Below are 26,255 nucleotides of genomic sequence, written 5' to 3'. Positions count from 1 at the left end.
GGCAATACAGTTGGGGGAACTCCACGACCGGCGAAAGGGACCCCGACATGGCAACCGCATCGGCAGACACCGCGAACTCGGTACTCGGCGAGGTCCGGCCCGAGCACGGCGTCCCCGCGCGCGACCTGGTGGAGCTGCACTACCAGCGCTCGTTCGCGCAGCCGGTGCTCACCGTCTGGGCGGCCATCACCGAGCCGCAGCGGGTCGCGGCCTGGCTCGGCAGCGTCGAGGACGGGCAGCTGACCCCGTTCGACGGCCCGGTCGACGGCCCGATCGCGGTCCGGGTCGAGCACCGCGAGGCGCCGCACGCGCTGACCGTGCTGCTCGACGGCAGCGCGCTGGAGGTCAGGCTGCGGCACGTCGGCGTGGTCACCACCGTCGAGCTGAGCCGCAGGCACGTGGGGCAGCAGGAGGCGCGCGAGCTCGGCCCGCGCTGGCAGTTCCTGCTGGACCGGCTCCGCGCGCACCTGGAGGAGCGCGAGCTCCCGCGCTGGGAGCCGTACGCCGCGCTCGCCGACGAGTACCGCTAGAGCTCGGCCAGGTAGCGCAGTAGCAGCGCGTTCACCTCGTCGGTGCGCTCCAGCTGCACCAGGTGCCCGGCCCCGGTGACCTCGTCCATCCGGCGCAGCCCCGGCACGTGCTCGCGCATGGTGCCGAACGGGTCACGCCCGCTGAACCCCTCGATATCCGGGTCCCGGTCCCCGTAGAGGAAATAGGTGGGCACGGTGACCGGCCTCCCGGCGAACTCCTCGGTGAGCGCCCAGTTCCGGTCCAGCGCGCGGTACCAGCCGAGCCCGCCGGTGAAGCCGGTGCGGGTGAACTCGGCGGCCAGCGTGTCCAGCTCCTCGGTGGCGAGCCAGCTCCAGGGCAGCGGCGGCGCCGCGGGCAGGACGTCCAGGTAGCCGGTGTTCTCCGGCGGGAAGCGCCAGGTGTCGAAGTAGTGGTAGTCGGCGCTCAGCGCGAAGTACACCCGGGCGAGGAAGTCGCGGGGTGCGCTGTTCAGCTCGGCGTCGGCGGGGCCCTCGCGCTGGAAGTAGTCCAGGTGCAGGAAGTGCTTGCGGGCGGCCCGCGCCCAGAGTTCGCTCGGCGGCTTCGGCGGCCGGGGCTGGAAGACGTTGTTCAGCACGATCAGGCCGCTGATCCGCTCCGGCGCCCGCCAGGCCAGCTCCCAGACCAGCGCGGCGCCGAAATCGAGGCCGGCGAAGACCGCGCGCTCGGCGCCGATGTCGTCCAGCAGCGCCAGCAGGTCCCCGATCACCTCGCGGTTCGCGCAGCCGGACGGCGGGCACGGGGTGCCGCCCGCGCCGCGCAGGTCGGGGGCGAGCGCGTGGTAGCCGGCCGCCGCCAGCGCGCTCAGCTGCCGGTGCCAGATGTAGCCGGTGTGCGGGAAGCCGTGGCAGAAGATCACCGGCGGGCCGGAGCCCGCCTCGGTGACCCGCATGGTGACCTCGCCTGCCGTGAACTCCCGTCGGGTGAGCGCCAACGCCCACTCCCCTCTACTAGAACGTGTTCTCATTCGACGGTAGTGTGCTGCAACCATGAGCGGAACACCCGACTTCATCGCAGTGGTCACCGGCGCGAGCCGTGGCATCGGCAAGGGCGTGGCACTGGAGCTCGGCGCGGCGGGCGCGACCGTCTACCTGACCGGGCGCGGCGGCGGCAGGGGCAGGTTGCCGGGCACGCTGGCGGAGACCGCGGCCGAGATCGACGCACTGGGCGGCACCGGGGTCCCGGTGGTCTGCGACCACCGGGACGACGAGGCGGTGGCCGGGCTCTTCGAGCGGGTCCGCGCCGCGCACGGCAGGCTCGACGTGCTGGTCAACAATGTCTACAACTCCCCAGCCGCGGCCAGGCACCTGGGCAAGCCGTTCTGGGAGGTGCCGCCCGCGGCCTGGGACGAGACCTTCGACGTCGGGGTGCGCTCGCACTACGCGGCCGCGCACTACGCCGCCGACCTGCTGCGGGCCGCGCGCGGGCTGATCGCGCAGATCTCCTCGCCCGGCTCGATCCGGTACCTGCACAACGCCGTCTACGGGGTCGGCAAGACGGCGGTGGACCGGCTCACCGCCGACCTGGCGCACGACCTCACCGGCACCGGGGTGACGGTGGTGTCGCTGTGGCCGGGCATCGTCGACACCGAACTGCTGCAGCTGATTCCGGCCGACGAGCACGGCAGGCGGCTGGTGACGCTGCCCGGCGAGGCGACGGTGGATCTGGCGGAGGCGGAGACGCCACGCTTCGCGGGCCGCGCCGTCGCCGCGCTGGCGAAGGACCCGGCGCGCGACGAACTCACCGGAAAGGCGTGGCGGGTGGCCGATCTGGCCGACCGCTACGGCTTCACCGACGTGGACGGGCGGGTGCCGCGCACCGGGTGAGCGCGGTCAGGAGAACTTGATCTCCAGGCCGATGCCGAGAATGGCGATGAGCCAGATGATCCCGGTGAAGATGGTGATGCGGTCGAGGTTCTTCTCGGCGACGGTCGAGCCGGAGAGACTCGACTGCATGCCGCCACCGAACAGGCTGGACAGGCCTCCACCCTTGGCGCGGTGCAGCAGCACCAGCAGCACCAGCAGCACGCTGGTGACGATCAGGAGGATATCCAGGAACATCCGCATGCCCGTCAGTCTATGGGAGCGTGCGGCATGCTCCGCACCGGGTCAGCGTGGCTCGACCGCGACCAGGTGGGTGATCTGTTCGTCGCCGGTCGCGAAGCGCCTGACCTCGCGCTCGCGCAGCCGGTCCTGCGCGGTCAGCCGGACCTGGTGCTGGTGCATGTGCTCGGCCCAGGAGCGCACCACGAACGCCTCCACGTAGCGGTCGAGCACGCCGACGTCGCGGTAGAGCCGCCACTCCATGGCACCGGTGCGCTGCCGGGAGCGGCCGACGAAGGCCATCGCGGCGAGGAAGTCGTCCAGGTCGGCGGGGTCGACGTCGTAGCTGCTCAGCACCAGGACCGGGCCGTCCTCCGGCTCCGGCTCGACCACCAGCTGCGGCTCCGGCCAGAAGCTGGCCGGGGTGAGGTCGAGCGCCTCGGGGTCGTGCCGGATCGGCAGCCACAGCGTGCTGATCGCGCACAGCCCGAGCAGCGCCGCGACTACCAGCAGCGTCGCGACCACGCCGATCGCCCCGGCGATCAGCCCCCACACCAGCGAGCCGATGGCCTGCCCGCCCATGAACACCAGCATGTAGACGGCGAGCCCGCGGGCCCGCACCCAGGCCGGGAGCAGCAGCTGCATGGTGGCGTTCAGGGTGGACATGGCGAGCAGCCAGGCCAGGCCGCCGAAGACCAGCAGCACCAGGATCGGCCAGAGCACCGGGAGCACCGCGACCCCGGCCGTCGCGATCCCGAACAGCACGGCGGCGACCGCGAGCCGGGCGGTCGGGTCGAGCCAGCGGCGCAGCCTGCCCAGCCCGACCGCGCCTGCGACCGCGCCCAGCCCGAGCGCGCCGAGCATCAGGCCGTAGCCGGAGGAGGTGAGCCCGAGCTGGTCCGCCGCCACGATCGGGAGCAGCGCCCAGAGCGCGCTGGCCGGGGCGACGAAGAGCAGCGAGCGCATGAGCACGCGGCGGATCGCGGGGGCGGCGCGGATGAAGCGGGTGCCCGCGTGCAGCGCGGCCAGCGGGCGCTCGCTCGGCAGCTGCCGGTCGGGGCGCGGGCGGCGCCACAGGAAGAGCACGCCGACGATGCCGATGAAGGAGGCGGCGTTCAGCGCGAACACCAGGGTCGGGCCGGAGGCGGCGACCAGCACGCCCGCCACCGCGGGGCCGACCGCGCGGCCGATGTTCACGCTCATGCTGCCCAGCGCCGCCGCCGACGGGATCTGCTCGCGCGGCACCAGCTCCGGCTGGATCGCCTGCCAGGCGGGCGCCGTCATGGCCTGGCCGCAGCCGAGCAGGAAGAGCAGGGTGAGCAGCACGCCAGGGCTGGTGTGGCCGGTCGCGGTGGCGACGGCGAGCACCGCGGCGAGCAGCGCCATCGCCGACTGCGCCGCCAGCAGCAGGTTGCGCCGGTCCAGTAGGTCGGCCAGGACGCCGGAGGGGATGGAGAGCAGCATCACCGGCAGCGTGATCGCGGTCTGCACCAGCGCGACCAGGGTGGCCGCGTTCGGCTCGGAGACCAGCAGCCACTGGGCGCCCACCGTCTGCATCCAGGTGCCCAGATTCGACACCAGCTGCGCGATCCACAGCGCGCGGTACAGCGGGGAGCGCAGCGGTGCCCAGGTGGACACCGGAGCGGTGGCATCGGCGGTAGTCACTGGGACGACAATAACCAGCAACGCGCGGTCCACACCCCGCCGACGGCTGCAGAGATCAGCACCGTGCGACAATCACCCGCATGCCGGCCACCTTGCTGCGTTTCGGCGCGGTTGTGCTGTTCGCCCTGTGTGCGGCCGTCGCCTGTGCCGACGACGGCGGCTCCGACTCCCCCTCCCCCGACAACACGCCGATGGGCCGCACCTTCCTGTCCACCACCGTCGACGGCACCCCGATCCCCGGCGGTGGTCCGCTGACGCTGCGGTTCGCCGACGGCCGCGTCTCGGCGAACGCCGGGTGCAACACCACCACCGGCCCGGTGACCTTCGACGGCGACGTGCTGCGGGTGGGCGAACTCGCCGGCACGCTCATGGGCTGCCCCGGCGACCGCGCCGACGCCGACCAGTGGGTGGCGCGACTGCTGAACGCCACCCCGACCTGGCAGCTCACCGACGGCACGCTGATCCTGCGCGCCGAGGGCCAGACCGTCGAGCTGCTGGACAAGAAGATCGCGCAGCCGGACCGGCCGGTGCGCGACACCGTCTGGACGGTGACCGAGCTGCTCACCCCGGAGTCGCGGATCCGCGCGGAGGCGATCGACCAGGCCGCCCCGACCCTGCGCATCGCGCAGGACGGCGCGGTCACCGGCTCGGCGGGCTGCAACCAGCTCACCGGCACCGCGGAGGTGGGCGCGGGCTCGGCCACCTTCCGGGTGGCGACCACCAGGATGCTCTGCCCGCCCGCGGTGATGGAGATCGAGCAGTCGGTGCTGCGCGCCCTCGACGGCCACGTCACGCTCAGCGCCGACGCCGACCTGCTCACCCTGCGCAACGACAACGGCAGCGGGCTCACCCTGCGCGCCACCTAGACGCGCGACGGCCCGGTCCGCCGAGGCGAACCGGGCCGCACGAACCTCCGCTCAGAGCAGCGGACCGCCCGCGGCGATCGCCGAGAGCTGGGCGAACTCGTCGCCCTTGAGCGAGGCACCGCCCACGAGCGCGCCGTCCACGTCGGGCTGCGAGACCAGCTCGCCGACGTTCTTGGCGTTCACCGAGCCGCCGTACAGGATGCGCACCTGCCCGGCGACCTCCGGCGAGGCCAGGGTGTTCAGCTCGGTGCGGATGGCGCCGCACACCTCCTGCGCGTCGGCCGGGGTGGCGACCTTACCGGTGCCGATGGCCCACACCGGTTCGTAGGCGATCACCACCCGCGCGATCTCCTCGGCCGTCAGCCCCTTCAGCGAGCCGCGCAGCTGCTCCAGGTTGTACTCGACGTGGGTCTGCGCCTCGCGCACGCCGAGCCCCTCGCCGATGCAGACGATCGGGGTGATCCCGTGCTTCAGCGCCTGCTTGGCCTTGGCGAGCACGGTGGCGTCGTCCTCGCTGTGGTACTGCCGCCGCTCCGAGTGCCCGACCACCGCGTACTTGCAGCCCAGCTTGGCGAGCATGGCACCGCTGATCTCGCCGGTGTAGGCGCCCGAGTCGTGCGTCGACACGTCCTGGGCGCCGTAGGTGACGAGCAGCTTGTCGCCCTCGACCAGGTTCTGCACGCTGCGGATGTCGGTGAACGGCGGGATGACCGCCACGTCCACCCGGTCGAAGTACTTCTCCGGGAGGGCGAAGGCGATCTTCTGCACCAGGCCGATGGCCTCGAGGTGGTTGAGGTTCATCTTCCAGTTGCCCGCGATCAGCGGTTTGCGCGCCATGTCACGCCTCCCCGTCGAGCGCCGGGCCATCGTCGAGCACGGAGATACCGGGGAGTTCCTTGCCCTCCAGGTACTCCAGCGAGGCCCCGCCGCCGGTGGAGATGTGCGAGAAGCCGTCCTCGGGCAGCCCGAGCGCGCGCACGGCCGCGGCCGAGTCGCCGCCGCCGACGACGGTGAAGGCGCCCTTGCCGGTGGCGGTGCGGATCGCCTCGGCGACGCCGCGGGTGCCCGCCTCGAACGCCTCGAACTCGAACACGCCCATCGGGCCGTTCCAGAAGATCGTCCGCGCCTCGGTGAGCAGCGCCGCGAAGCGCCGCGCCGACTCGGGGCCGATATCGAGGCCGCTCCAGCCGTCCGGGATCTGCTCCGCCGGAACGACCTTCGTCTCGGCGTCGGCCGCGAAGCGGTCCGCCACCACGATGTCGCGCGGCAGGTGGATCACGTCGGCGTACCGATCGAGCAGCTCCCTGCAGGTCTCGATCATCTCCTCCTGCAGCAGCGAGGAGCCGACCGGGAAGCCCTGCGCGGCGAGGAAGGTGAAGCACATGCCGCCGCCGATGACCAGGGTGTCCACCTTGGGGGCGAGCGCCTCGATCACGGCCAGCTTGTCCGAGACCTTGGAGCCGCCGAGCACCACCGCGTAGGGGCGGTCGGCGCCGTCGTCGGAGCCCTCGCCGGTGAGCTTGCGCAGCACCTCGACCTCGGCGGCGACCAGGGTGCCCGCGTAGTGCGGAAGCAGCTTGGCCACGTCGTAGACCGACGCCTGCTCGCGGTGCACGACGCCGAAGCCGTCGGAGACGAACGCGCCGTCCTCGCCGACCAGCTCGACCAGCGCGGCGGCCAGCCTGCCGCGCTCGGCGGCGTCCTTGCTGGTCTCGCGCTTGTCGAAGCGGATGTTCTCCAGCAGCAGCACGTCGCCGTCGGTGAGCCCCTCGGAGCGCGCCAGCGCGTCCTGGCCGACGACGTCACCGGCGAGCTGGACGTTGCGGCCCAGCTCCTCGGCGAGCTTCGCGGCGACCGGCGCCAGCGAGAGCGCCGGGTCGGGCTCGCCCTTCGGCCGGCCGAGGTGCGCGGTGACGACGACCTTGGCGCCGGCCTCGACCAGCGCCTTCAGCGTCGGCACGGAGGCGGTGATCCGGCCGGGATCGGTGATCTGCCCGTCCGCGCCGAGCGGCACGTTGAGGTCGGAGCGCACCAGCACGCCCCTGCCCTCGACGCCGTCGGCGAGGAGGTCCTGCAGTGTCCTGACAGCCATGCGGGTCAGAGCGACTTGCCGACGAGGCCGATGAGGTCGGCGAGGCGGTTGGAGTAGCCCCACTCGTTGTCGTACCAGGAGACGACCTTGATCTGGTCGTCGATGGCCTTGGTGAGCGGCGCGTCGAAGATCGACGAGTGCGGGTCGGTGACGATGTCGCTGGAGACGATCGGGTCGGTGTTGTACTTCAGAATGCCCTTCAGCCTGCCCTCGGCGGCTTCCTTCAGCGCGGCGTTGACCTCGTCCACCGAGGCGGGCTTGGCCAGCTGGGCGGTCAGGTCGGTGACCGAGCCGGTCGGGACCGGGACGCGCAGCGCGTAGCCGTCCAGCTTGCCCTGCAGCTCGGGGAGGACCAGGCCGATGGCCTTCGCGGCGCCGGTGCCGGTGGGCACGATGTTCAGCGCGGCGGCGCGGGCGCGGCGCAGGTCGCTGTGCGGCGCGTCCTGCAGGTTCTGGTCCTGCGTGTAGGCGTGGATGGTGGTCATCAGGCCCTTGACGATGCCGAACTCGTCGTGCAGCACCTTGGCCAGCGGGCCGAGGCAGTTGGTGGTGCAGGAGGCGTTGGAGATGATGTTCTGGCTGCCGTCGTACTTGTCGTCGTTGACGCCGAGCACGATGGTGATGTCCTCGCCCTTGGCCGGGGCCGAGATGATGACCTTCTTGGCGCCCGCCGCCAGGTGGCCCTTCGCCTTGGTGGCATCGGTGAAGATGCCGGTGGACTCGACCACCACGTCCACGCCGAGGTCGCCCCACGGCAGCGCCGCCGGGCCCTCCTTGATCGCGAGCGCCTTGATCCGCTGGTCACCGACGACGATGGTGTCCTCGCCGTCGAGCGAGACGTCCTTCGGCAGCCTGCCGAGGATCGAGTCGTACTTCAGCAGCGTGGCCAGGGTCGCGTTGTCGGTGAGGTCGTTGACCGCGACGATCTCGATGTCGGTGGTACCGAGCGCCTTCTGCGCCTCCACCGCACGGAAGAAGTTACGTCCGATACGGCCGAAGCCGTTGATGCCTACCCGGACAGTCACGTTATCGCTCCTCAGCTTTCAGGCGGATACTCCGATGCCCTACTCACCCTAGTGCCCGGCCGTTATCTCACCGACATGCACCTGGCCACGGTGCGCAGGTTACGCATTATCCCCCCGCGACCACGAGCCGCGGCCGAAACCGACCGCGGGCACCTGACCGGTGGCGGTCACGCGTCGTCCAGCAGCTCCGCCGTGACCGCCGACTCGGTGTCCGGGATGCCCAGCTCCTTGGCCCGCCGGTCCGCCATCGAGAGCAGCCGGCGAATCCGGCCGGCCACCGCGTCCTTGGTCATCGGCGGCTCGGCGAGCTGGCCGAGCTCCTCCAGCGACGCCTGGCGGTGCTGCACCCGGAGTTTCCCGGCCGCGGCGAGATGGTCGGGCACCTCGTCGGCGAGGATCTCCAGCGCCCGCTCCACCCTGGCCGCCGCGGCCACCGCGGCGCGCGCCGAGCGGCGCAGGTTGGCGTCGTCGAAGTTGGCCAGCCGGTTGGCAGTGGCCCGCACCTCGCGCCGCATCCGGCGCTCCTCCCAGGTGAGCCTGGTGTCCTGCGCGCCCATCCTGGTGAGCAGCGCGCCGATCGCCTCGCCGTCGCGGACGACCACCCGGTCGGTGCCACGCACCTCGCGGGCCTTGGCCGCGATGCCGAGCCGCCGCGCGGCGCCGACCAGCGCCAGCGCCGCCTCCGGCCCCGGGCAGCTGACCTCCAGCGCCGACGAGCGCCCCGGCTCGGTGAGCGAACCGTGCGCCAGGAACGCCCCGCGCCAGGCGGCCTCCGCGTCCCCGATGCTGCCGCCGACCACCTGGGCGGGCAGCCCGCGCACCGGGCGGCCGCGCACGTCGAGCAGCCCGGTCTGCCTGGCCAGCGCCTCGCCCTCCTTGGAGACCCGGACCACGTAGCGGCTGGTCTTGCGCAGCCCGCCCGCGCCGAGGACGTGCACATCGGAGCCGTAGCCGTACAGCTCGAAGATCTCCCGGCGCAGCCTGCGCGCGATCGAGCCCATGTCGACCTCGGCCTCGACGATCACCCGGCCGCCGACGATGTGCAGCCCGCCCGCGAACCGGAGCAGCGCCGAGAGCTCCGCCTTCCTCGCACTCACCTGCGCCACGCTGAGCCGGCTCAGCTCGTCCTTCACCTCGGCTGTCATCGCCACGAGACGCGCTCCTTTCCACCCAACCCGGTTCGCACATCCGCGCCCATGTGCCGTCCCTCGACTCGAAGCCCTGCCAGTTGCGACCGAGGTTGCCTGATCAGTTGATCCAGTGCGGCGGCGAGCTTTCCGGGGTGATGCCGGTCGGTCCCCGCCTCGGCGACATCGGAGAAGGTTACCCGGGCGCGCAATTGCCCGGCGGCCCTGGCCAGGTGTTCGCGCTCGCGCCCCTCCGGGACCGAGCCGGAGTCGACGAGGATGTCGTCGACCCCGAAATCCGGTGCGTGCTGCGACAATACGTGCAGGTGGCGCTCGGCGGAGAAGCCGGCCGTCTCGCCCGGCTCGGCGGCGAGGTTGAGCACGAGCACCTTGCGCGCCCTGGTGTGCAGCAGCGCCTCGTGCAGCTGCGGGACCAGCACGTGCGGGATGACGCTGGTGAACCAGGAGCCGGGGCCGAGCACAACGACGTCGGCGTGTTCGACGGCCGAGACGGCGGCGGGCGCGGCGGGCGGGTCGGAGGGGATGAGCCGCACCCGGCGCACCGTGCCGGGGGTGGTGGCCACCGCGACCTGGCCGCGGATGCAGCGGCTGACCCGCGGGTCGGCCTCCAGGCCGGAGACGTCGGCCTCGATGTCCAGCGCGATCGGCGCCATCGGCAGCACCCGGCCGACGACGCCGAGCAGCCGGGCCGCCTCGTCCAGCGCGGCCACCGGGTCGCCGAGCACCTCGGTGAGCCCGGCCAGGATCAGGTTGCCGACCGAGTGCCCGGCCAGCGCGCCGGTGCCGCCGAAGCGGTGCTGCACCACCCTGGTCAGCGTGCCGCCCGCGTCCGCGGCGAGCGCGGCCAGCGCCATCCGCAGGTCGCCGGGGGGCAGCATGCCGAGCTCGGAACGCAGCCTGCCGGAGGAGCCGCCGTCGTCGGCGACGGTGACCACCGCGGTCACCCGCTCGGTCAGCCTGCGCACCGCGGAGAGCGTCGCGAACAGGCCGTGCCCGCCGCCGAGCGCGGCCACCGCGAGGTCATCGGGGGCTCGGCCGCCCCCCGGATCGCCGCCCGCCGTCACTCGCGCCCCAGATCCCGATGGACCACGCGCACCGTGTCGACCGCGCCGGACTCCTCCGCGCTGCTGGTCAGCGCGGCGAGCGCCTCCGCGATCGCCACGCTCCGATGCCTGCCTCCGGTGCAGCCGACTGCGACCGTCATGTATCGCTTCCCCTCCTGGCGGTAGCCGTTCGCGGTGAGGTTCACCAGGTGGTGGCAGGTGCGCAGGTAGTCGTCCGCGCCCGGCCGCCCGAGCACGTAGTCGCGCACCATCCGCTCCTGGCCGGTGTGCTCGCGCAGCTCGGGAATCCAGTGCGGATTCGGCAGGAAGCGCACGTCGAGCACCATGTCGGCGTCGAGCGGGACGCCGTGTTTGAAGCCGAAGGACTGCACCGTGAGCTGCAGCGCGGCCGGCGTGCCTCCGCCGTACGCCTCCTCCAGCTTGCGGTGCAGCTGGTGGATGGAGAGCTCGGTGGTGTCGATGACCAGGTCGGCGGCGTCGCGCACGCCGGCCAGCCGGAGCCGCTCGGCGGCGATGCCCGCCGAGAGCGTGCCGTCGGCGCTCTCGCTCTGCAGCGGGTGCCTGCGCCTGGCGAAGCCGAACCGGCGGATCAGGACGTCGTCCGACGCCTCCAGGAAGAGCACGCCGGTGGGGACGCCGAGCGCGTGCAGCGGCTCGGTGACGACGCCGAGGTCACCGGTGAAGAACCGGCTGCGCACATCCATCACCAGCGCCAGCTTGCGGATCGGCGGCTCGGCTGAGGCCCCGAGCTCGACCATCCGGCCGATCAGCTCGGGCGGCAGGTTGTCGGTGACGTACCAGCCCAGGTCCTCCAGGACCCGGGCCGCGGTGCCGCGGCCCGCGCCGGAGAGCCCGGTCACGACCACGACCTCGACCTGCGGACGGGTGGCGCCGGAGCCGCGCTGCGGCACCGGATTCTCGGCATTGGTGTTGTCGACGCGTGTCATGTCCTACCGGTTCGTGTCCGACGCGACCTGCGCGAGGTCGGGTTCGCTTGGCCTCTCCGATCCGCCCGGGCCGCATCCGGCCAGGGGCACAGGGACAACGTACGCGAAACCGGGCACGCATTCCCGCCCGCCGCGCACGGCCGTCACCGCGCGTCCTGCTCGTTCAGCACCGCGAGCACCGCCTTCGCGGTGGCGACGCCGATGCCGGGCACCTCGGTGATCTGCTCCACCGTCGCCTCCCTGAGCTTGGCCACCGAGCCGAAATGGGTGACCAGCGCGGTGCGCCTGGCGTCGCCGAGGCCGCGGATCGAGTCCAGCGCCGATGCCGTCATCCGCCGGGAGCGCTTGCTCCGGTGATAGGTGATGGCGAAGCGGTGTGCCTCGTCACGCACCCGCTGCAGCAGGAACAGCGCCTCGCTGTTGCGCGGCAGGATCACCGGGTCCGGCTCGCCGGGCACCCAGACCTCCTCCAGCCGCTTCGCCAGCCCGATCACCGCGACATCGGTGATGCCGAGGTCGTCGAGCACCTCGGCGGCGGCCGCGACCTGCGGGGCGCCACCGTCGACGACGTACAGGTTGGGCGGGTAGGCGAAGCGGCGCGGCCTGCCGGTGTTCGGGTCGATCCCCGGCCGCACGGTGAGCGCCTCGTCGCCGGGCAGGCCGTTCCGGTCCGTCGTTCCGGAGCCGGGCGCGGGATCCGGCGCGTCGGCGTCCGGCACGGGCTCCGGGGCGTCGGCGTCCGGCACGGGCTCACCGTCCAGTTCGGCGGCGGCCTCCTCGCGGTCCTTGCGCAGCCGGTGGAAGCGGCGGCGGGTGACCTCGGCGATGCTGCCGACGTCGTCCGAGCGACCGTCGCCCGCGGCCTCCCTGATCGCGAAGTGCCGGTACTCGGACTTGCGCGCCAGCCCGTCCTCGAACACCACAAGCGAGGCCACCACGTCGGTGCCCTGCACGTGGCTGATGTCGACGCACTCGATGCGCAGCGGCGCGGAGTCGAGCTCCAGCGCGTCCTGGATGTCCTGCAGCGCGGCGGAGCGGGAGGTGAGGTCGCCCGCGCGCTTGAGCTTGTGCTGGGCCAGCGCCTCGGCCGCGTTCCGCCGCACCGTCTCGGCCAGCGCCTTCTTGTCGCCGCGCTGCGGCACCCTGACCCGCACCGGGCCACCGCGCAGCGCGCCGAGCCACTCCTGCACCTCGTCCACGTCGGTGGGCAGCTCGGGGACGAGCACCTCGCGCGGCACCGCCGAACCGGACTGCCCGTCCGGGGTCTGCCCGGCGACGGCGGCCTCCTCGCCGTAGAACTGGGTGAGGAACTGCTCGACGAGGGCGGCCAGCTCGCCGCCGGTCCCCGCGACGTCCACCGCGTCGCCGGACTTGTCCACCACCCAGCCGCGCTGGCCGCGCACCCGGCCGTCGCGCACGTGGAAGATCTGCACCGCGACCTCGAGTTCGTCGGTGGCGAAGGCGATCACGTCCGCGTCGGTGCCGGTGCCGAGCACCACCGCCTGCTTCTCCATGGCCCGGCGCAGCGCCCGCACGTCGTCGCGGAGCCGGGCGGCCAGCTCGAAGTCCAGGTCGTCGGAGGCGTCGTGCATGCGGCGCTCCAGCTGCTTGACCATCTTGTCGGTACGGCCCGCGAGGAAGTCACAGAAGTCGTCGACGATGTCGCGGTGCTGGCCGGGGGTGACCCGGCCGACGCAGGGCGCCGAGCACTTGTCGATGTAGCCGAGCAGGCAGGGGCGGCCGATCTGGTTGTGCCGCTTGAAGACCCCGTTCGAGCAGGTGCGCGCGGGGAAGACCCGGAGCAGCAGGTCGAGCGTTTCCCTGATCGCCCAGGCGTGCGCGTACGGGCCGAAGTAGCGGACGCCTTTGCGTCGCGCACCGCGGTAGACGAAGAGCCGGGGGAACTCCTCGTCCAGCGTCACCGCGAGCACCGGATAGGACTTGTCGTCCCGGTACCTGACGTTGAAGCGGGGGTCGAACTCCTTGATCCAGTTGTACTCCAGCTGCAGCGCCTCCACCTCGGTGGAGACGACGGTCCACTCCACGCTCGCGGCGGTGGTGACCATCTGCCGGGTCCGCGGGTGCAGCGACGCGATGTCGGCGAAGTACGAGTTGAGCCGGGAGCGCAGGCTCTTGGCCTTGCCGACGTAGACGACCCGGCCGTGGACGTCACGGAACTTGTAGACGCCGGGTTCCACCGGAATGGTGCCCGGCGCCGGCCGGTACGTCGCGGGATCTGCCACGGAACCAGCCTATCGACGGCCTCCGACAGGACGATCCGCGCGTGGCCTCAGCGCGGTGCGGCGATGCCGTGCGCGGCGAGCGCGCCGAGCAGGGCCTCCGGCCGCTCGGCCGTCGGCAGCGGCGGCACCTCGGCGAAGGCGCAGCCGAGCGCCGTGGCGCCGCCGTCGGCCTCCGCGCTGTCGCCCACCATGAGCGCGCGTTCCGGGGCGGCGCCGAGCGCCTTCAGCGCGGCCTCGAAAATGGCCGGCTCCGGCTTCACCGCGCCGACCTCGTAGGAGAGCGTGAAGGCGCGCACCAGCCGGTCCCAGCCCCGCGCGGCGAAGGCGGGGCGCAGGTCGAAGGCGATATTGCTGACCACGGCGACCGGGATGTCCCGCGCGGCGAGCAGTTCGAGCGCGGCGCCGGTGTCGGGGTACGGCTCCCACTCGGCCGGGTCGATCAGCCGCTCGTAGAGCCGGGTCGCCTGCTCGGTGTCGGGCACGCCGCTGGCGAGCAGCACCTTCAGGTACGCCTCGCGGTGCAGCGCCGGGTCCAGGTCGCGGTGCGCCCAGGCGTGCTTGCCCGCCTCGTCCAGGTCGACGGTGCGGCCGACCGGCGCGGTCATCCGGCGCATGATCTCCGCCGTCTCGTGCACGGCGAACCGCCCGCCGTCCGGGCGGACCAGGTCCGCGTACCAGGACTCGTCCTCCTCCAGCCGGAACAGCGTGCCGGAGAAGTCGATCATCACCGCCTCGATCGCCACCCGATCGAGGGTACCGACCCGGCCTCCCCGATAACGGGAACATTCCGCTCGGGCGCACCCACCGGAGTTACAGTTCGGGCATGAGGCGCGTGTGCGGAACCTGGTCCGGCGCCACGGCGGCGCTGCTGCTGACGGTGGGGCTGGCCGTCGGGTGTTCGTCCGGCGACGACGCCGCTGGCGGCACCTGCGTGGCGGGCCCGAACGGGACGCCGGTGCCGGCGGCGGGGCCGGCCGGGGGCGGCGGCGGCGACATCGCCACCAACCCGGAGATCGCGAGCGGCTACCGCGCCGGGATGAGCACGGTGCGGACCTCGACCTACGCCGTCTCGACCGCCAACCCGGTCGCCACCGAGGCCGCCTGCGAGGTGCTGCGCGACGGCGGCACCGCGGCCGACGCCCTGGTCGCGGCGCAGGCGGTGCTCGGGCTGGTGGAGCCGCAGGCCTCCGGGATCGGCGGCGGCGCCTTCCTGCTCTACTACGACAAGGCCAGCAATACCCTGCGGGCCTACGACGGCAGGGAGACGGCGCCGGCGGCGGCAACCGAGAACTACCTGCGCTGGGTCAGCGACACCGAGCGCACCGAGCCCGCGCCGGACGCGAGGGCCAGCGGCCGCTCGATCGGCGTGCCCGGGGTGCTGCGCATGCTGGACCGGGTACACGACGCGCACGGCAGCACCGGCTGGCGCGAGCTCTTCGGCCCGGCGATCACGCTGGCCGACAGCGGCTTCCCGATCAGTGCCAGGCTGGCCGGGCAGATCGCCGAGTCGGCGCCGCAGCTGGCCAGGGACGAGAACGCCCGCGGCTACTTCCTGGAGCCGGACGGCACGCCCAAGCGCGAGGGGACGGTGCTCACCAACCCCGCCTACAGCAAGACGCTGAACACCGTCGCCACCGACGGCGCCGACGCCTTCTACACCGGCGCGCTGGCGGCGAACCTGGTCGACGCGGCGCGGGCGGGCACCGGCGGCCGCACCCCGAGCCTGATCAGCACCGAGGACCTGGCGAAGTACACAGCGGTCGAGCGCGACCCGCTCTGCACGGAGTACCGCGGGCACCGGATCTGCGGCATGCCGGCGCCGTCGTCCGGCGGGATCGCGGTGGCCGCCACGCTCGGCATCCTGTCGAACGTCGACCTCGCGGCGCTCGGCCCGGAGAACATCGACGCGAACGGCGGCAAGCCGCGCGCCGAGGCGGTGCACCTGATCTCGGAGGCCGAGCGGCTCGCCTACGCCGACCGCAACAAGTACGTGGCGGACACCGACTTCGTTCCGCTGCCGGGCAATTCGCCGCAGACGCTGCTGAACCCGGAGTACCTGAAGCAGCGCGCGGGGCTGATCGATCCGGGCCGCAGCATAAGCACCGCGCAGCCGGGCGACTTCGGGCCGGTGCCGCTCGGCACCGGGCCGCAGCCGCCCGAGCACGGCACCAGCCACATCTCGGTCGTCGACCGCGACGGCAACGCCGCCGCCATGACGACGACGGTGGAGTCGGCGTTCGGCTCGTTCCACATGGTCGACGGCTACCTGCTGAACAACCAGCTCACCGACTTCGCCGCCGACCCGCTCGGCACCGACGGTGCGCCGGTGGCGAACCGGCTGGAGCCGGGCAAGCGGCCGCGCAGCTCCATGAGCCCGACCCTGGTGTTCGGCTCGGGCGGGTCGGGCGCGCTGGGCGACCTGCAGCTGGTCACCGGCTCGCCCGGCGGCTCGGTGATCATCCAGTTCGTGGTGAAGACGCTGGTCGGGCTGCTGGACTGGGGGCTCGATCCGCAGCAGGCGGTCTCCGCGGTGTCGTTCGGCGCGGGCAACACCCCGAGTACCGGCGTCGGCGGCGAGCACCCGGCGATCGACGCCGCCGACGACGGGAACCGCGACCCGCTGGTGATCCGGCTGCGCGAGCTCGGGCACCAGGTGTCGGTGGCGCCGCAGAGCAGCGGGCTCAGCGCCATCGTGGTGGACGGCGACGGGCTGACCGGCGGCGCCGATCCGCGCCGCGAGGGCGTGGTCCTGGGCGACACCCGCTGATCCGGGCCGCGCAGGCGGGCGCGCGGGATCGCCGCGTTCCCGCGGCGAGGGACGCCGGGGTCAGGCGACGGCGGTGTACTTCGCGCCCAGCTCGCGGATGCGGTCGAGTGCCGCCACCGCGTGTTGCCCGTCGTTGGCGCGCACCGCGAGCATCGGCACGTACTCGTCGTGCTCGAGTTCGAGGCGGGCCCACGCCTTGCGGTCCGGGAAGGAGACGCCGCGGACGTGCTCCCAGCCGAACCGGCTGTCGCCGAGCACGTTCCGCACCGTGACGCCGCTCGGCCCGACCCGCACCCGCGGCCGGGTGAGCAGCAGCGCGGTGAGCGCGGCGAGCACGCCGATGGCGATCATCGCGAGCTGATCGATCAGCCGGAAGTTCACCCCGGTGAAGGCACTGCGCATGCCGGTACCCGCGATGACGAACAGGATCAGCAGGACGACCGCGACGATCCGCGCGGTGCGCACCGCCTTTCGCGGCCGCACCTCGAGATCCCAGTCCGGCTCGGGCGCCGCCGTGGCCCTGCGGCGAATCCGCACCACGGGCACGGCTACGCCGATCCGCGCAGCGCGCGCAGGGTGAGCGCGGCGTCGAGCGCGGCGGCGGCCGCCTGCTCGCCCTTGTTCTCCGCGGAGCCGGGCAGCCCGGCGCGGTCCAGCGCCTGCTCCTCGGTGTTCGTGGTGAGAACGCCGTTCGCCACCGGGGTGCCCGCGTCCAGCGAGACCCGGGTGAGCCCGGCGGTCACCGCGTCGCAGACGTACTCGAAGTGCGGGGTGCCGCCGCGGATGACGACGCCGAGCGCGACCACCGCGTCGTGCGTGCGGGCCAGCTCCTGCGCCACCACCGGCAGCTCCATCGCGCCCGCGCAGCGGACGATCGTCACCTGCCGCACCCCGGCCTCCTTCGCCACCCGCTCGGCATTCGCCACCAGGGTGTCGCAGATGGCCGTGTGCCAGCGCGAGGCCACGATGCCGAGCCGGAGGTCGGCGGAGTCGGACAGCTCGAAGCTCGGTACGCCGGTGCCACTCATTGTTCGGGGGTCCTTCCTAGTGCGCGGTCTCGCCGAGATCCAGGTCGTCCAGCCCGACCAGGTCGTGGCCCATGCGGTCGCGCTTGGTGCGCAGGTACCGCAGGTTCTCGGCGTTCGGGCGCACCGTCATGGGCACCCGCTCGCTCACGGTCAGGCCGTAGCCGTCCAGCCCGACCCGCTTGGCCGGGTTGTTGGTGAGCAGCCGCATGGACCGGACCCCGAGGTCGACCAGGATCTGCGCGCCGATGCCGTAGTCCCGCGCGTCGGCGGGCAGCCCGAGCTCGATATTGGCGTCGACGGTGTCGTGGCCGGAGTCCTGCAGCTGGTAGGCCTGCAGCTTGTGCATGAGCCCGATGCCGCGGCCCTCGTGGCCGCGCATGTAGAGCACGACGCCGCGCCCCTCGGTGGCCACCAGCTCCAGCGCGGCGTCCAGCTGTGGGCCGCAGTCGCAGCGCAGCGAGCCGAAGACGTCGCCGGTGAGGCACTCCGAGTGCACCCGCACCAGCACGTCGTCGCCGTCGCCGATATCGCCGCGGACCAGCGCGACGTGCTCGACCTCGTCGTAGATGCTCTGGTAGCCGACCGCCTGGAACTGGCCGTGCGCGGTCGGGATGCGCGCCTCGGCGATCCGGACGACCTGCTGCTCGTGCCTACGCCGCCAGGCGATCATCTCGGCGATGGAGATCAGCGCGAGGTCGTGGTCGTCGGCGAAGACCCGCAGCTCCTCGGTGCGGGCCATGTGGCCCTCGTCCTTCTGGGAGACGATCTCGCAGATCACGCCCGCCGGACGCAGCCCGGCCATCCGGGCCAGGTCGACCGCGGCCTCGGTGTGCCCGGGGCGGCGCAGCACGCCGCCCTCCTTGGCGCGCAGCGGGACCACGTGGCCGGGCCTGGTCAGGTCGTCGGCCTTGGCGTTGGGGTCGGCGAGCAGCCGGATGGTGGTGGCGCGGTCGGCCCCGGAGATGCCGGTGGTGATGCCGTCGCGGGCATCGACCGAGACGGTGTAGGCGGTGCCGTGCTTGTCCTGGTTCATCGCGTACATCGGCGGCAGCCCGAGGCGGTCGCAGTCCTCGCCGGTGAGCGGGACGCAGATATAGCCCGAGGTGTAGCGGATCATGAACGCGACCAGCTCGGGCGTCGCCTTCTCCGCGGCGAAGATGAGGTCACCCTCGTTCTCGCGGTCCTCGTCGTCGACCACGACGACGGCCTTGCCCGCCGCCATGTCGGCGACAGCCCGCTCGATAGTGTCGAACCTGGTCACGTCTTTGCGCTCCATCGTGTTCGCCCCACCGGGGGGCACTTTGCCTCACCACACTACGGCCTGCGCGGGGAGGCATTCCGCGCCGCCCGCTCAGCCGCGCTGCTGCAACCGCTCCACGTACTTGGCGATGACGTCGACCTCGAGGTTCACGGTGGTCCCGGCGGGCGCGGAGCCGAGCGTGGTGAGCGCGAGCGTGGTCGGGATGAGCGAGACCTCGAACCAGTCGCCGTCGGCAGCCGAGCCGCCGAGCCCGGAGACGGTGAGCGAGGTGCCGTCGACGGTGATCGAGCCCTTCTCCACCACGTACTTCGCGATCTCGGCGGGCAGCGAGACCCGCACGACCTCCCAGTTCTCCGACGGGGTGCGGGCGAGCACGGCCCCGGTGCCGTCCACGTGGCCCTGCACCAGGTGCCCGCCGAGCCTGCTGTTCAGCGCGGCGGCGCGCTCCAGGTTCACCCGGGAGCCGATGTCGAGCGCCCCGATGCTGGACCGGTTCAGCGTCTCGGCCATCACGTCGACGGTGAAGGAGTCGCCGACGACCACGTCGTCGACGACGGTCAGGCAGACGCCGTTCACCGCGATCGAATCGCCGTGCGCGGCGTCCGAGGTCACCAGCTTGCCGCGGATGGTCAGCCGCGCGGCGTCGGTGAGCCGCTCGACCGCGACGATCTCGCCGAGCTCCTCCACGATCCCTGTGAACATGTGTCTCCCTCCGGGTCTACCGGTGCGAACATCCCGCACCGGGTCGCGCATTCCCCGCCGTTCAGCTCGCGGTGGCGGCCGCCGCCTCGGCCGCGCGGGCGCGCAGCGCGGCCACCGTGGCGGCCGGGTCCGCGGTGCCGTAGACCGCCGACCCCGCGACGAAGCAGTCCACCCCCGCCTCGGCGGCGGCCTCGATGGTGTCGGCGTTGATGCCGCCGTCGATCTCCACCAGCAGCCGCAGCTCGCCGGAGTCGACCAGCCTGCGCACCGCCTTCGCCTTGGCCAGCACCTCGGGGATGAACGACTGGCCGCCGAAGCCCGGCTCGACGCTCATCACCAGCAGCGTGTCGAAATCGCGCAGGATCTCCAGGTACGGCTCGATCGGGGTGCCCGGCTTGACCGAGAGCCCGGCCTTGGCGCCCGCCGCGCGGATGTCCCTGGCGACGGCGACCGGGTCGTCGGTGGCCTCGGCGTGGAAGGTGACGTTGTGCGCCCCCGCCTCCGCGTACGGCGGCGCCCAGCGGCCCGGATCCTCGATCATCAGGTGGCAGTCGAGCGGGATGTCGGTGGCCTTGAGCAGGCTCTGCACGATCGGCAGGCCGAGCGTCAGGTTCGGCACGAAGTGCGCGTCCATCACGTCCACGTGCAGCCAGTCCGCGCCTGCCACCGCCCTGGTCTCGGCGGCCAGGTTGGCGAAGTCGGCGGAGAGGATGGACGGGGCGATCATCGGCCGGTCGGGGCGGGCGAACGTCGGAGTGGACACAGCGCGGAGTGTATCGGCCGCGCGCCGCGCAGGTCCGCGCGGTTGTGCCGCCCCGCGGGTGGGTAACCTCTGAGCGTGATCAACATTTCGGCGGAGAAGGGGATATACAGCACCCCGGTGGAGATCAGGGTGGCAGCCGCGGTCTCGCAGCTGCCCATCGTGCGCGGGCTCGCCGAAACATTGGTGCTGCTCAGCGAATTCACCCTGGACGAGGTGGCCGACGTTCGGCTCGCGGTGGACGAGGTGTGCTCGAACCTGATCGAGGTCGCGGCGCCGGACAGCTACTTGAACTGCCGCTTCGTGGTCGGCGAGACCGACCTGCTCGTGCACGTGAGCGGGCTGGCGGCGACCGAGGGGCTACCCGATCAGCGCAGCTTCGGCTGGCACGTGCTGCGCACCCTGGCCGACTCCGTGGAGGCCGATCAGGCCCCGTACGACGCGACCGCCGCCGGCTACCCGACCTGGGTCGAGTTCCGCCGGGCCCGGGCCGAGGCGTGACGGACGGACGGCCCGTGTTCGAGCCACAGCGCGACGCGGCCGGTGCGGAGGCCGGGCCGGACGCGAGCACGCCGCGGCAGCCCGAACCGGAACCGGCCGCGGCGACCACCGGTGACGCCGCCGTCGACGATCCGGAGGAGGACGCTCTCGGCGGCGAGGACGACGCGGTCGCGGAGTACGGCGCCAAGGGCTCCGTCCCCGGCTACGACGACGTCGCCGCGCTCTTCGGCGACCTGGCCCGCACCGAGCCGGGCACCGCGCGGCACGCCGCGGTGCGCGAGGAGCTGATCAACCGCTGCATCCCGCTCGCCGACCACATCGCGCGCAAGTTCAGCGGCCGCGGCGAGCCGTTCGACGACCTCACCCAGGTGGCGCGGGTCGGGCTGGTGCACGCGGTGGACCGCTTCGACGTCGGCCGCGGCTCCAACTTCCTCTCCTTCGCGGTGCCGACCATCATGGGCGAGGTCAGGCGCTACTTCCGGGACAACACCTGGGCCATGCGGGTGCCGCGCCGGGTCAAGGAGACGCACCTGCGGATCGGTGCGGCGATCGACTCGCTCTCGCAGCGGCTCGGCCGCTCCCCCACCGCCAAGGAGATCGCCGCCGAGCTCGGCGTCGACCCGGACGAGGTCACCCAGGCGGTGATCGCGGGCAACGCCTACCAGCCCAGCTCCATCGACGCCGCCTCGCTCGGCCGCGACACCGAGGCCTCGCTGCTTGACACGCTCGGCGAGGAGGAGTCGCAGTTCGACCGGGTCGAGGAGTACGTGGCGATCCGGCCGCTGCTCGCCGGGCTGCCGGAGCGCGAGCGGCGCATCCTCACCATGCGGTTCTTCGAGTCCATGACGCAGACCCAGATCGCGCAGCGGATGGGGATCTCGCAGATGCACGTCTCCCGGATCCTGGCCAAGACGCTGGCCAGGTTGCGCGAGCAGACCACCCGCGAGTAGCTACCCTTCCCGCTGCTTGCGCAGCTTCGCCGAAGCCGCCTGCCACCACGCGCCGTCGACCAGCTCGGCGAGCTGCGCGCGGTCGACCCGGTCCAGGTCGACCAGGATGCTCGCGTAGCCGTCGTAGTGCGGGGTGGTGAAGAAGGCCGGGTCGCCCGAGGCGAGCAGCGCCTCCTTCTCCGCCATCGGGCAGCGCAGCATGACCGCGCCCTCCGCCTCGGTGCGCAGCCGCGCGAAACCCTTGCCGCCCGCCTTCAGCGACGGGGTGCGGTACCAGGTGCTCTCTTCGACGCCGGGCAGCTCGCGGCCGAGCGCGACGACGTCCTCCCAGGTGCAGGTCATGCTGTCCAGTCTGCGCGCCGCCGCGCGCTCCGGCTTGGACGAATGGAACCCGCCCGCGCGGCGGCTCAGGCGGGTTTGCGCAGGGCGGCCAGGAACATGGCGTCGGTGCCGTGCCGGTGCGGCCAGAGCTGAGCGGACGGGCCGTCGCCCGCGTCGGTGACGCCGGGCAGCAGCGCGGGGGTGTCCAGTTCGAGCGCGCCGGTGCGGCGCACCAGGTCGCCCGCCACGGCCGTGGTCTCGGCCAGGTGCGGGGAGCAGGTCGAATAGAGCACGACGCCGCCGGGGCGGAGCAGGTCGTAGGCGGCGGAGAGGAGTTCGCGCTGCAGGGCGGTGAGCTCGGCGAGATCCTCCGGGCGGCGCCGCCAGCGCGCCTCGGGGCGGCGCCGCAGCGCGCCGAGACCGGTGCACGGGGCGTCGACCAGGATGCGGTCGTAGCCGGGCTCGAGGCCGCTGTCCCTGCCGTCCACGACGTGCACCCGGACCGGGAGGTCCTTCGTGGCGCGGCGGACCAGTTCGGCGCGGTGCTCGGAGTGCTCGACCGCGTCCACGGTGTAGCCGTCGATGGCGGCGAGCGAGCCGAGCAGGTTCGCCTTGCCGCCGGGGCCCGCGCACAGGTCGAGCCAGCGGCCGGTGTCGGGGCCGTCGAGCTCGGCGCGGGTGAGCGCGAGCGCAACCAGCTGGCTGCCCTCGTCCTGCACCGCGGCCATGCCGGCCCGGATCGGCTCCAGGTCGCCCGGGTCGCCGCCCTCGTCCAGGTAGACCGCGTACGGGGACCAGCGGCCCTCGGTGCCGCCGGTGACCAGGGCCAGCTCCTCGGCGGTGATGTCGCCGGGGCGGGCGACCAGGTGCACCGCGGGGCGGGCGTCGTCGGCCTCGAGCGCGGCGGCCAGCTCGCCCGCGCGGGCGCCGAGCGCGTCGGCGAAGGACTGGGCGATCCAGAGCGGGTGCGCGTGCTCGAACGCGAGGTGGGCCACCGGGTCGGCCGGGGCCAGTTCCTCGACCCACTCCGCCAGGGTGCGGTTCGCGGCCTTGCGCAGGACCGCGTTCACGAAGCCCGCCTTGCCCTGGCCGTGCTCGGCACGGACCAGGGCGACCGAGGTGTCCACCGCGGCGTGCGCGCCGATCCTGGTGCGCAGGAGTTGGTAGGTGCCGAGGCGGAGGACGTCGAGGAGGTCGCCGTCGATCTCCGCGATCGGGCGGGCGGCCGCCGCCTCGATCACCGCGTCGAGCTGGCCGCGGGCGCGGCTGGTGCCGTAGGCGAGTTCCGTCGCGAGCGCGGCGTCGCGGCCGGAGAGCTTGTAGCGGCGGAGGAGCGCCGGGAGGGCGAGGTTCGCGTAGGCGTCGCGTTCGCGCACATCGCGCAGCAGATCCCTGGCCGCGAGCCGCGCCCCGTCTTCCGGTGCGCCGGAACGCTTCCCACTCGGGCGGACGTCGGTGCGCCCCTTCTCGGCGCGGCGGTCGTCCCCGCGCCGCCCGCCACCCCGCCGGTCGCGCTCGGCACCGTCGGCGTTCGGGCGACGCACGTCGCCCGAACGGTCGCGCTCGGAAGCGCGCCGACCGCTCGCGTCCCGGCGGTCATCGGCACCCCGGTCGCGGCGACCGATGTCGCCGGAGTCGGCGGCCGCGCCGCGGGGGGTACCGCCGGTGCGGCGGGCATCGCTGTTCATTCGACCACCGTTCCGGTGCCGAGCCGCGCGCCGCGGGCCCAGTCGATGGCGGGCATCATGCGTTTGCCCGGGGGCTGCACCTGGCCGAGGCGGACGGCGGTGGTGGCGGTGCCGATGTAGACCCCGTCCCTGCGCACCTCGACGGCGCCGACCGGCAGCTCCTCCTCGACCAGCTCGACCGGGCCGAGTTTGAGCCGGGCCGAGTCGACGAGGGTCCAGGCGCCGGGGGCCGGGGTGACGGCGCGGATCCGGCGGCCGACGTTGAGCGCGGGCTGATCCCAGCGCACCCGCCCCGCCTCCGGCGCCAGCTTGGGCGCGTAGGAGACCCCGTCCGTGCTCTGCGGCACCGCCTGCAGCGTCCCGTCCTCGACCCCGTCGAGCGTGGTGGCGAGCAGGTGCGCCCCGCTGTGCGAGAGCTTCTCCAGCAGCGTGCCCGCGGTGTCGGTGACCTCGATCTTCTCGGTGATCACACCGAACACCGGCCCGGTGTCCAGCCCGGCCTCGATGCGGAAGGTGGAGGCGCCGGTGATCTCGTCCCCCGCGTCGACGGCGGCCTGCACCGGCGCCGCCCCGCGCCAGGCGGGCAGCAGCGAGAAGTGCAGGTTGATCCAGCCGTGCGGCGGAATGCCGAGGATCCGCTCCGGCAGCAGCGCGCCGTAGGCGACCACCGGGCAGCAGTCCGGCGCCAGCTCGGTGAGCTGCTCGACGAACTCCGGCTCCCCCGGCTTGCCCGGGGTGAAGACCGGGATCCCGTGCTCGTCGGCGAGCAGCGCCACCGGCGACCTGCTCACCTTGCGCCCGCGCCCGGCCACGGCATCGGGCCTGGTGAGAACCCCGATCACGGCATGCCGCGGCGACTCGAGCAGCGTGCGAAGGGCCGGAACGGCGGGGTCGGGGGTTCCCGCGAAGAGCACCCGCATCAGCGACCGCCCCCCGTGCCGAGCCCGCGCGACTCGCGCACCGTGATCCCCGCGCCGAACCAGTCCGACTCGCGGATGGTGCGCATGGCCTCCTTGCGCGAAGCCGGATCCAGCCGGTCCAGGAAGAGCACCCCGTCCAGGTGGTCGGTCTCGTGCTGCACGCACCGGGCGAGCAGCCCGTCCGCCTCGAAGGAGACCGGAGCGCCGGTGACGTCGACCCCGGTGGCCCGCAGCCGCAGCGCGCGGCGCACGTCGTAGCGCACGCCGGGAATGGAGAGGCAGCCTTCCGGGCCGACCTGCTCCTCCTCGCCGAGCACCTCGTAGCTCGGGTTCACCAGGTGCCCGGCCGCGTCGCCGGTGTCGTAGACGAAGACCCGCAGCCCGACCCCGATCTGCGGCGCGGCCATCCCGACCCCGCCGTCGTCGTGCATGGTGTCGGTGAGATCGTCCACCAGCCTGCGCAATTCGGCGTCGAAGGCCGCCGCCTCGGCGGCGCGCGAGCGCAGGATCGGGTCGCCGAAGAGGCGAACGGGCTGGACGGTCACGGCGGACTCCCGGGAAGACGGAACAACGGTCGTCCCATTCTAGAGAGCCCGCCCGGACGGTCAGGAGTTGCCCGCGATCACCACCTGCGGAATGCCGGTGCCGAGCGGGACCGGTGCGCACACCGGCTCCGGCGCGTGCTCCGGATCGAGCACCCCGATCAGCAGATCCTGCACGAACGGGTCGTAGACCATGTGGAAGTGCCCGGTCAGGTCGGCCGCGCAGAGGTCCTGCAGCGCGATGTTGCGCGCGTTCGGGCCGTGCAGGGCGATATTGCCGAACGGCTGGATCATCTCGTCCACCCGGCTGCCGACGGTGATGTACTCCGGGCCGGGCACGGTGTCGCCGCCCGCGTTGAGCTCGGTCATCACCGGCGAGCCCTGCGCCTGCTGCACCGCGGCCAGCGAGGTGACCCGCTCGAAGACCTGCAGCACGCCGGGGATGGCCTGCGCGATCGGCACCAGCCCGTACATGACCCCGCCGTAGCTGGGCGAGGCCAGCCCGACCCAGCGCCCGACGTTCGGCGCGCCGCCGAGCTTGTTGGTGTAGTAGCGGGTCACGTTGGCGCCCTGCGAGAAGCCGACCAGGTCGACCTGTGCGGCGCCGGTGGCGGCGAGCACCTGGTCGACGAAGGCGGCGAGCTGCCGCCCGCTGGCAGGCAGATCCTCGGTGCCGTAGCTCAGCGCCCCCGGCGCGCCGCCGTAGTTCAGGGCGAAGACGCAGAAGCCCGCGGCGGCGAGCCGCGGCGCGATGGCCGAGTAGTCCGAGTAGGCGGAGGAGTCGGTGCCGTGTGCCAGGATCACCGGGCGCGGGCGCTCGGCATCCGGCGTGCAGCCGAAATCGTTGGTGCCGGTCGGCACGACGCGCGGATGCTGCTTCTGGTACCAGGCGGCGGCCAGGTGGTCCGGCTGCGGCGGGCCCTGCTCGGTCGGCACCTCGGCCGCCCGGAAGTCGCTCGGCTGCGCCGACGCCGACCACGGATACATCCCCGCTGCGGTGCCGACCACCGCGCTCGCGACCACCGCCAGAACCGCGGCCCCGCGCCGCAGTTGTGACAATCCCCTACCCCACACCCGAGACGGTTGTTCCATTCAACAATTCTCGCGCTTCCCAGCGCTTTTCGCGGGCCGAGCCGCGTGCTTTCACACCTTCGTTACCGCGCGGTCGCCGCAC

The 26,255-nt window shown here is 73.0% G+C and carries 27 protein-coding genes; 6 read left to right on the top strand and 21 right to left on the bottom strand.

The annotated features are described in order from the left end of the window. Window positions 1–47: 47 nt before the first annotated feature. The gene (locus ACFUJ1_RS25015; RefSeq protein WP_378649325.1) at window positions 48–530 is read left to right on the top strand and encodes a hypothetical protein; all 483 of its coding nucleotides are present in this window, start codon (window positions 48–50) and stop codon (window positions 528–530) included. Here ACFUJ1_RS25015 and ACFUJ1_RS25010 read toward each other — a convergent pair. Beyond that, window positions 527–1,483 carry an alpha/beta fold hydrolase gene (locus ACFUJ1_RS25010; protein WP_378649323.1) on the bottom strand — a complete coding sequence of 319 codons (957 nt, stop codon included), beginning with the start codon at window positions 1,481–1,483 and terminating at the stop codon, window positions 527–529. The two genes, ACFUJ1_RS25015 and ACFUJ1_RS25010, sit on opposite strands and share 4 nt — an antisense overlap. 55 nt (window positions 1,484–1,538) lie before the next feature. On the opposite strand from ACFUJ1_RS25010, the gene ACFUJ1_RS25005 reads away from it, so the two are divergent. After that, window positions 1,539–2,375, top strand: a complete 837-nt coding sequence (locus tag ACFUJ1_RS25005) for an SDR family NAD(P)-dependent oxidoreductase (RefSeq protein WP_378649321.1) — start codon at window positions 1,539–1,541, stop codon at window positions 2,373–2,375. 6 nt (window positions 2,376–2,381) lie between these two features. Here ACFUJ1_RS25005 and secG read toward each other — a convergent pair whose 3' ends face one another. Then, the gene (gene secG, locus ACFUJ1_RS25000; protein ID WP_067657074.1) at window positions 2,382–2,615 is read right to left on the bottom strand and encodes a preprotein translocase subunit SecG; all 234 of its coding nucleotides are present in this window, start codon (window positions 2,613–2,615) and stop codon (window positions 2,382–2,384) included. A 42-nt stretch (window positions 2,616–2,657) separates the two neighbouring features. Beyond that, window positions 2,658–4,256, bottom strand: coding sequence for an MFS transporter (locus ACFUJ1_RS24995; RefSeq protein WP_378649320.1), 1,599 nt, complete (start codon window positions 4,254–4,256; stop codon window positions 2,658–2,660). Window positions 4,257–4,336: 80 nt separating this feature from the next. Here ACFUJ1_RS24995 and ACFUJ1_RS24990 point away from each other — a divergent pair, with 80 nt between their 5' ends. Beyond that, window positions 4,337–5,122 carry an META domain-containing protein gene (locus tag ACFUJ1_RS24990; RefSeq protein WP_378649318.1) on the top strand — a complete coding sequence of 262 codons (786 nt, stop codon included), beginning with the start codon at window positions 4,337–4,339 and terminating at the stop codon, window positions 5,120–5,122. Between the two features lie 51 nt (window positions 5,123–5,173). On the opposite strand, the gene tpiA is transcribed toward ACFUJ1_RS24990, so the two are convergent. The 8 genes from tpiA to ACFUJ1_RS24950 form a co-directional block, all read right to left on the bottom strand. Next, a complete protein-coding gene (tpiA, locus tag ACFUJ1_RS24985; RefSeq protein ID WP_378649316.1) occupies window positions 5,174–5,959 on the bottom strand; it encodes a triose-phosphate isomerase in 786 nt (261 codons plus the stop codon). Between the two features lies 1 nt (window position 5,960). After that, window positions 5,961–7,214, bottom strand: coding sequence for a phosphoglycerate kinase (locus ACFUJ1_RS24980; RefSeq protein ID WP_378649314.1), 1,254 nt, complete (start codon window positions 7,212–7,214; stop codon window positions 5,961–5,963). Window positions 7,215–7,219: 5 nt separating this feature from the next. Next, entirely contained in the window at window positions 7,220–8,239 is a 1,020-nt protein-coding gene (gene gap, locus ACFUJ1_RS24975; protein ID WP_233019261.1) for a type I glyceraldehyde-3-phosphate dehydrogenase, read from the bottom strand. Window positions 8,240–8,406: 167 nt separating this feature from the next. Then, complete coding sequence (gene whiA, locus ACFUJ1_RS24970; protein WP_357024286.1) at window positions 8,407–9,390, bottom strand: DNA-binding protein WhiA; 984 nt, start codon at window positions 9,388–9,390, stop codon at window positions 8,407–8,409. Further along, window positions 9,381–10,451, bottom strand: coding sequence for a uridine diphosphate-N-acetylglucosamine-binding protein YvcK (yvcK, locus tag ACFUJ1_RS24965; RefSeq protein ID WP_378649311.1), 1,071 nt, complete (start codon window positions 10,449–10,451; stop codon window positions 9,381–9,383). Before yvcK ends, whiA begins: the two co-directional genes overlap by 10 nt. Continuing rightward, a complete protein-coding gene (gene rapZ, locus ACFUJ1_RS24960) occupies window positions 10,448–11,398 on the bottom strand; it encodes an RNase adapter RapZ (protein WP_233019263.1) in 951 nt (316 codons plus the stop codon). Before rapZ ends, yvcK begins: the two co-directional genes overlap by 4 nt. Window positions 11,399–11,541: 143 nt before the next feature. Further along, window positions 11,542–13,641, bottom strand: coding sequence for an excinuclease ABC subunit UvrC (gene uvrC, locus ACFUJ1_RS24955; protein ID WP_378649309.1), 2,100 nt, complete (start codon window positions 13,639–13,641; stop codon window positions 11,542–11,544). Window positions 13,642–13,688: 47 nt separating this feature from the next. Further along, window positions 13,689–14,366 carry an HAD family hydrolase gene (locus ACFUJ1_RS24950; RefSeq protein WP_378649380.1) on the bottom strand — a complete coding sequence of 226 codons (678 nt, stop codon included), beginning with the start codon at window positions 14,364–14,366 and terminating at the stop codon, window positions 13,689–13,691. Window positions 14,367–14,464: 98 nt separating this feature from the next. On the opposite strand from ACFUJ1_RS24950, the gene ggt reads away from it, so the two are divergent. Beyond that, the gene (gene ggt, locus ACFUJ1_RS24945) at window positions 14,465–16,408 is read left to right on the top strand and encodes a gamma-glutamyltransferase (protein WP_378649307.1); all 1,944 of its coding nucleotides are present in this window, start codon (window positions 14,465–14,467) and stop codon (window positions 16,406–16,408) included. 60 nt (window positions 16,409–16,468) lie between these two features. On the opposite strand, the gene ACFUJ1_RS24940 is transcribed toward ggt, so the two are convergent. From ACFUJ1_RS24940 to rpe, 5 genes are all read right to left on the bottom strand, one after another. Further along, window positions 16,469–16,954: a PH domain-containing protein gene (locus ACFUJ1_RS24940; RefSeq protein WP_378649305.1), complete on the bottom strand. Its 486-nt coding sequence runs from the start codon at window positions 16,952–16,954 to the stop codon at window positions 16,469–16,471. A gap of 2 nt (window positions 16,955–16,956) precedes the next feature. Beyond that, window positions 16,957–17,436: a 6,7-dimethyl-8-ribityllumazine synthase gene (gene ribH / locus ACFUJ1_RS24935; RefSeq protein WP_378649303.1), complete on the bottom strand. Its 480-nt coding sequence runs from the start codon at window positions 17,434–17,436 to the stop codon at window positions 16,957–16,959. Between the two features lie 16 nt (window positions 17,437–17,452). Beyond that, window positions 17,453–18,697 carry a bifunctional 3,4-dihydroxy-2-butanone-4-phosphate synthase/GTP cyclohydrolase II gene (locus ACFUJ1_RS24930; protein WP_378649301.1) on the bottom strand — a complete coding sequence of 415 codons (1,245 nt, stop codon included), beginning with the start codon at window positions 18,695–18,697 and terminating at the stop codon, window positions 17,453–17,455. A 90-nt stretch (window positions 18,698–18,787) separates the two neighbouring features. After that, the gene (locus ACFUJ1_RS24925) at window positions 18,788–19,399 is read right to left on the bottom strand and encodes a riboflavin synthase (protein WP_378649299.1); all 612 of its coding nucleotides are present in this window, start codon (window positions 19,397–19,399) and stop codon (window positions 18,788–18,790) included. 61 nt (window positions 19,400–19,460) lie between these two features. Then, a complete protein-coding gene (gene rpe, locus ACFUJ1_RS24920) occupies window positions 19,461–20,126 on the bottom strand; it encodes a ribulose-phosphate 3-epimerase (protein WP_357024557.1) in 666 nt (221 codons plus the stop codon). A gap of 111 nt (window positions 20,127–20,237) precedes the next feature. Between rpe and ACFUJ1_RS24915 the strand changes: the two genes are divergently transcribed. After that, a complete protein-coding gene (locus ACFUJ1_RS24915) occupies window positions 20,238–20,660 on the top strand; it encodes an ATP-binding protein (protein WP_378649297.1) in 423 nt (140 codons plus the stop codon). Between the two features lie 14 nt (window positions 20,661–20,674). Beyond that, window positions 20,675–21,610, top strand: coding sequence for an RNA polymerase sigma factor SigF (locus tag ACFUJ1_RS24910; protein WP_378649295.1), 936 nt, complete (start codon window positions 20,675–20,677; stop codon window positions 21,608–21,610). Here the strand turns inward: ACFUJ1_RS24910 and ACFUJ1_RS24905 are convergent, their stop codons facing one another. From ACFUJ1_RS24905 to ACFUJ1_RS24885, 5 genes are all read right to left on the bottom strand, one after another. Further along, a complete protein-coding gene (locus ACFUJ1_RS24905; RefSeq protein ID WP_378649294.1) occupies window positions 21,611–21,952 on the bottom strand; it encodes an MmcQ/YjbR family DNA-binding protein in 342 nt (113 codons plus the stop codon). It abuts the gene before it with no gap. Between the two features lie 65 nt (window positions 21,953–22,017). Then, window positions 22,018–23,619, bottom strand: coding sequence for an RsmB/NOP family class I SAM-dependent RNA methyltransferase (locus tag ACFUJ1_RS24900; protein WP_378649292.1), 1,602 nt, complete (start codon window positions 23,617–23,619; stop codon window positions 22,018–22,020). After that, a complete protein-coding gene (gene fmt, locus ACFUJ1_RS24895; RefSeq protein WP_378649290.1) occupies window positions 23,616–24,539 on the bottom strand; it encodes a methionyl-tRNA formyltransferase in 924 nt (307 codons plus the stop codon). Before fmt ends, ACFUJ1_RS24900 begins: the two co-directional genes overlap by 4 nt. Continuing rightward, window positions 24,539–25,084: a peptide deformylase gene (def, locus tag ACFUJ1_RS24890; protein WP_378649288.1), complete on the bottom strand. Its 546-nt coding sequence runs from the start codon at window positions 25,082–25,084 to the stop codon at window positions 24,539–24,541. The genes fmt and def overlap by 1 nt, the downstream gene beginning before the upstream one ends. Window positions 25,085–25,144: 60 nt before the next feature. Further along, window positions 25,145–26,173 carry an esterase/lipase family protein gene (locus tag ACFUJ1_RS24885; protein ID WP_378649286.1) on the bottom strand — a complete coding sequence of 343 codons (1,029 nt, stop codon included), beginning with the start codon at window positions 26,171–26,173 and terminating at the stop codon, window positions 25,145–25,147. Window positions 26,174–26,255 lie beyond the last annotated feature (82 nt).

The sequence above is a fragment of the Nocardia sp. NPDC057227 genome (genome assembly GCF_042669725.1).
Lineage (GTDB): Bacteria > Actinomycetota > Actinomycetes > Mycobacteriales > Mycobacteriaceae > Nocardia > Nocardia asteroides_A.
This window is presented reverse-complemented; position numbering and strand designations above follow the sequence as displayed.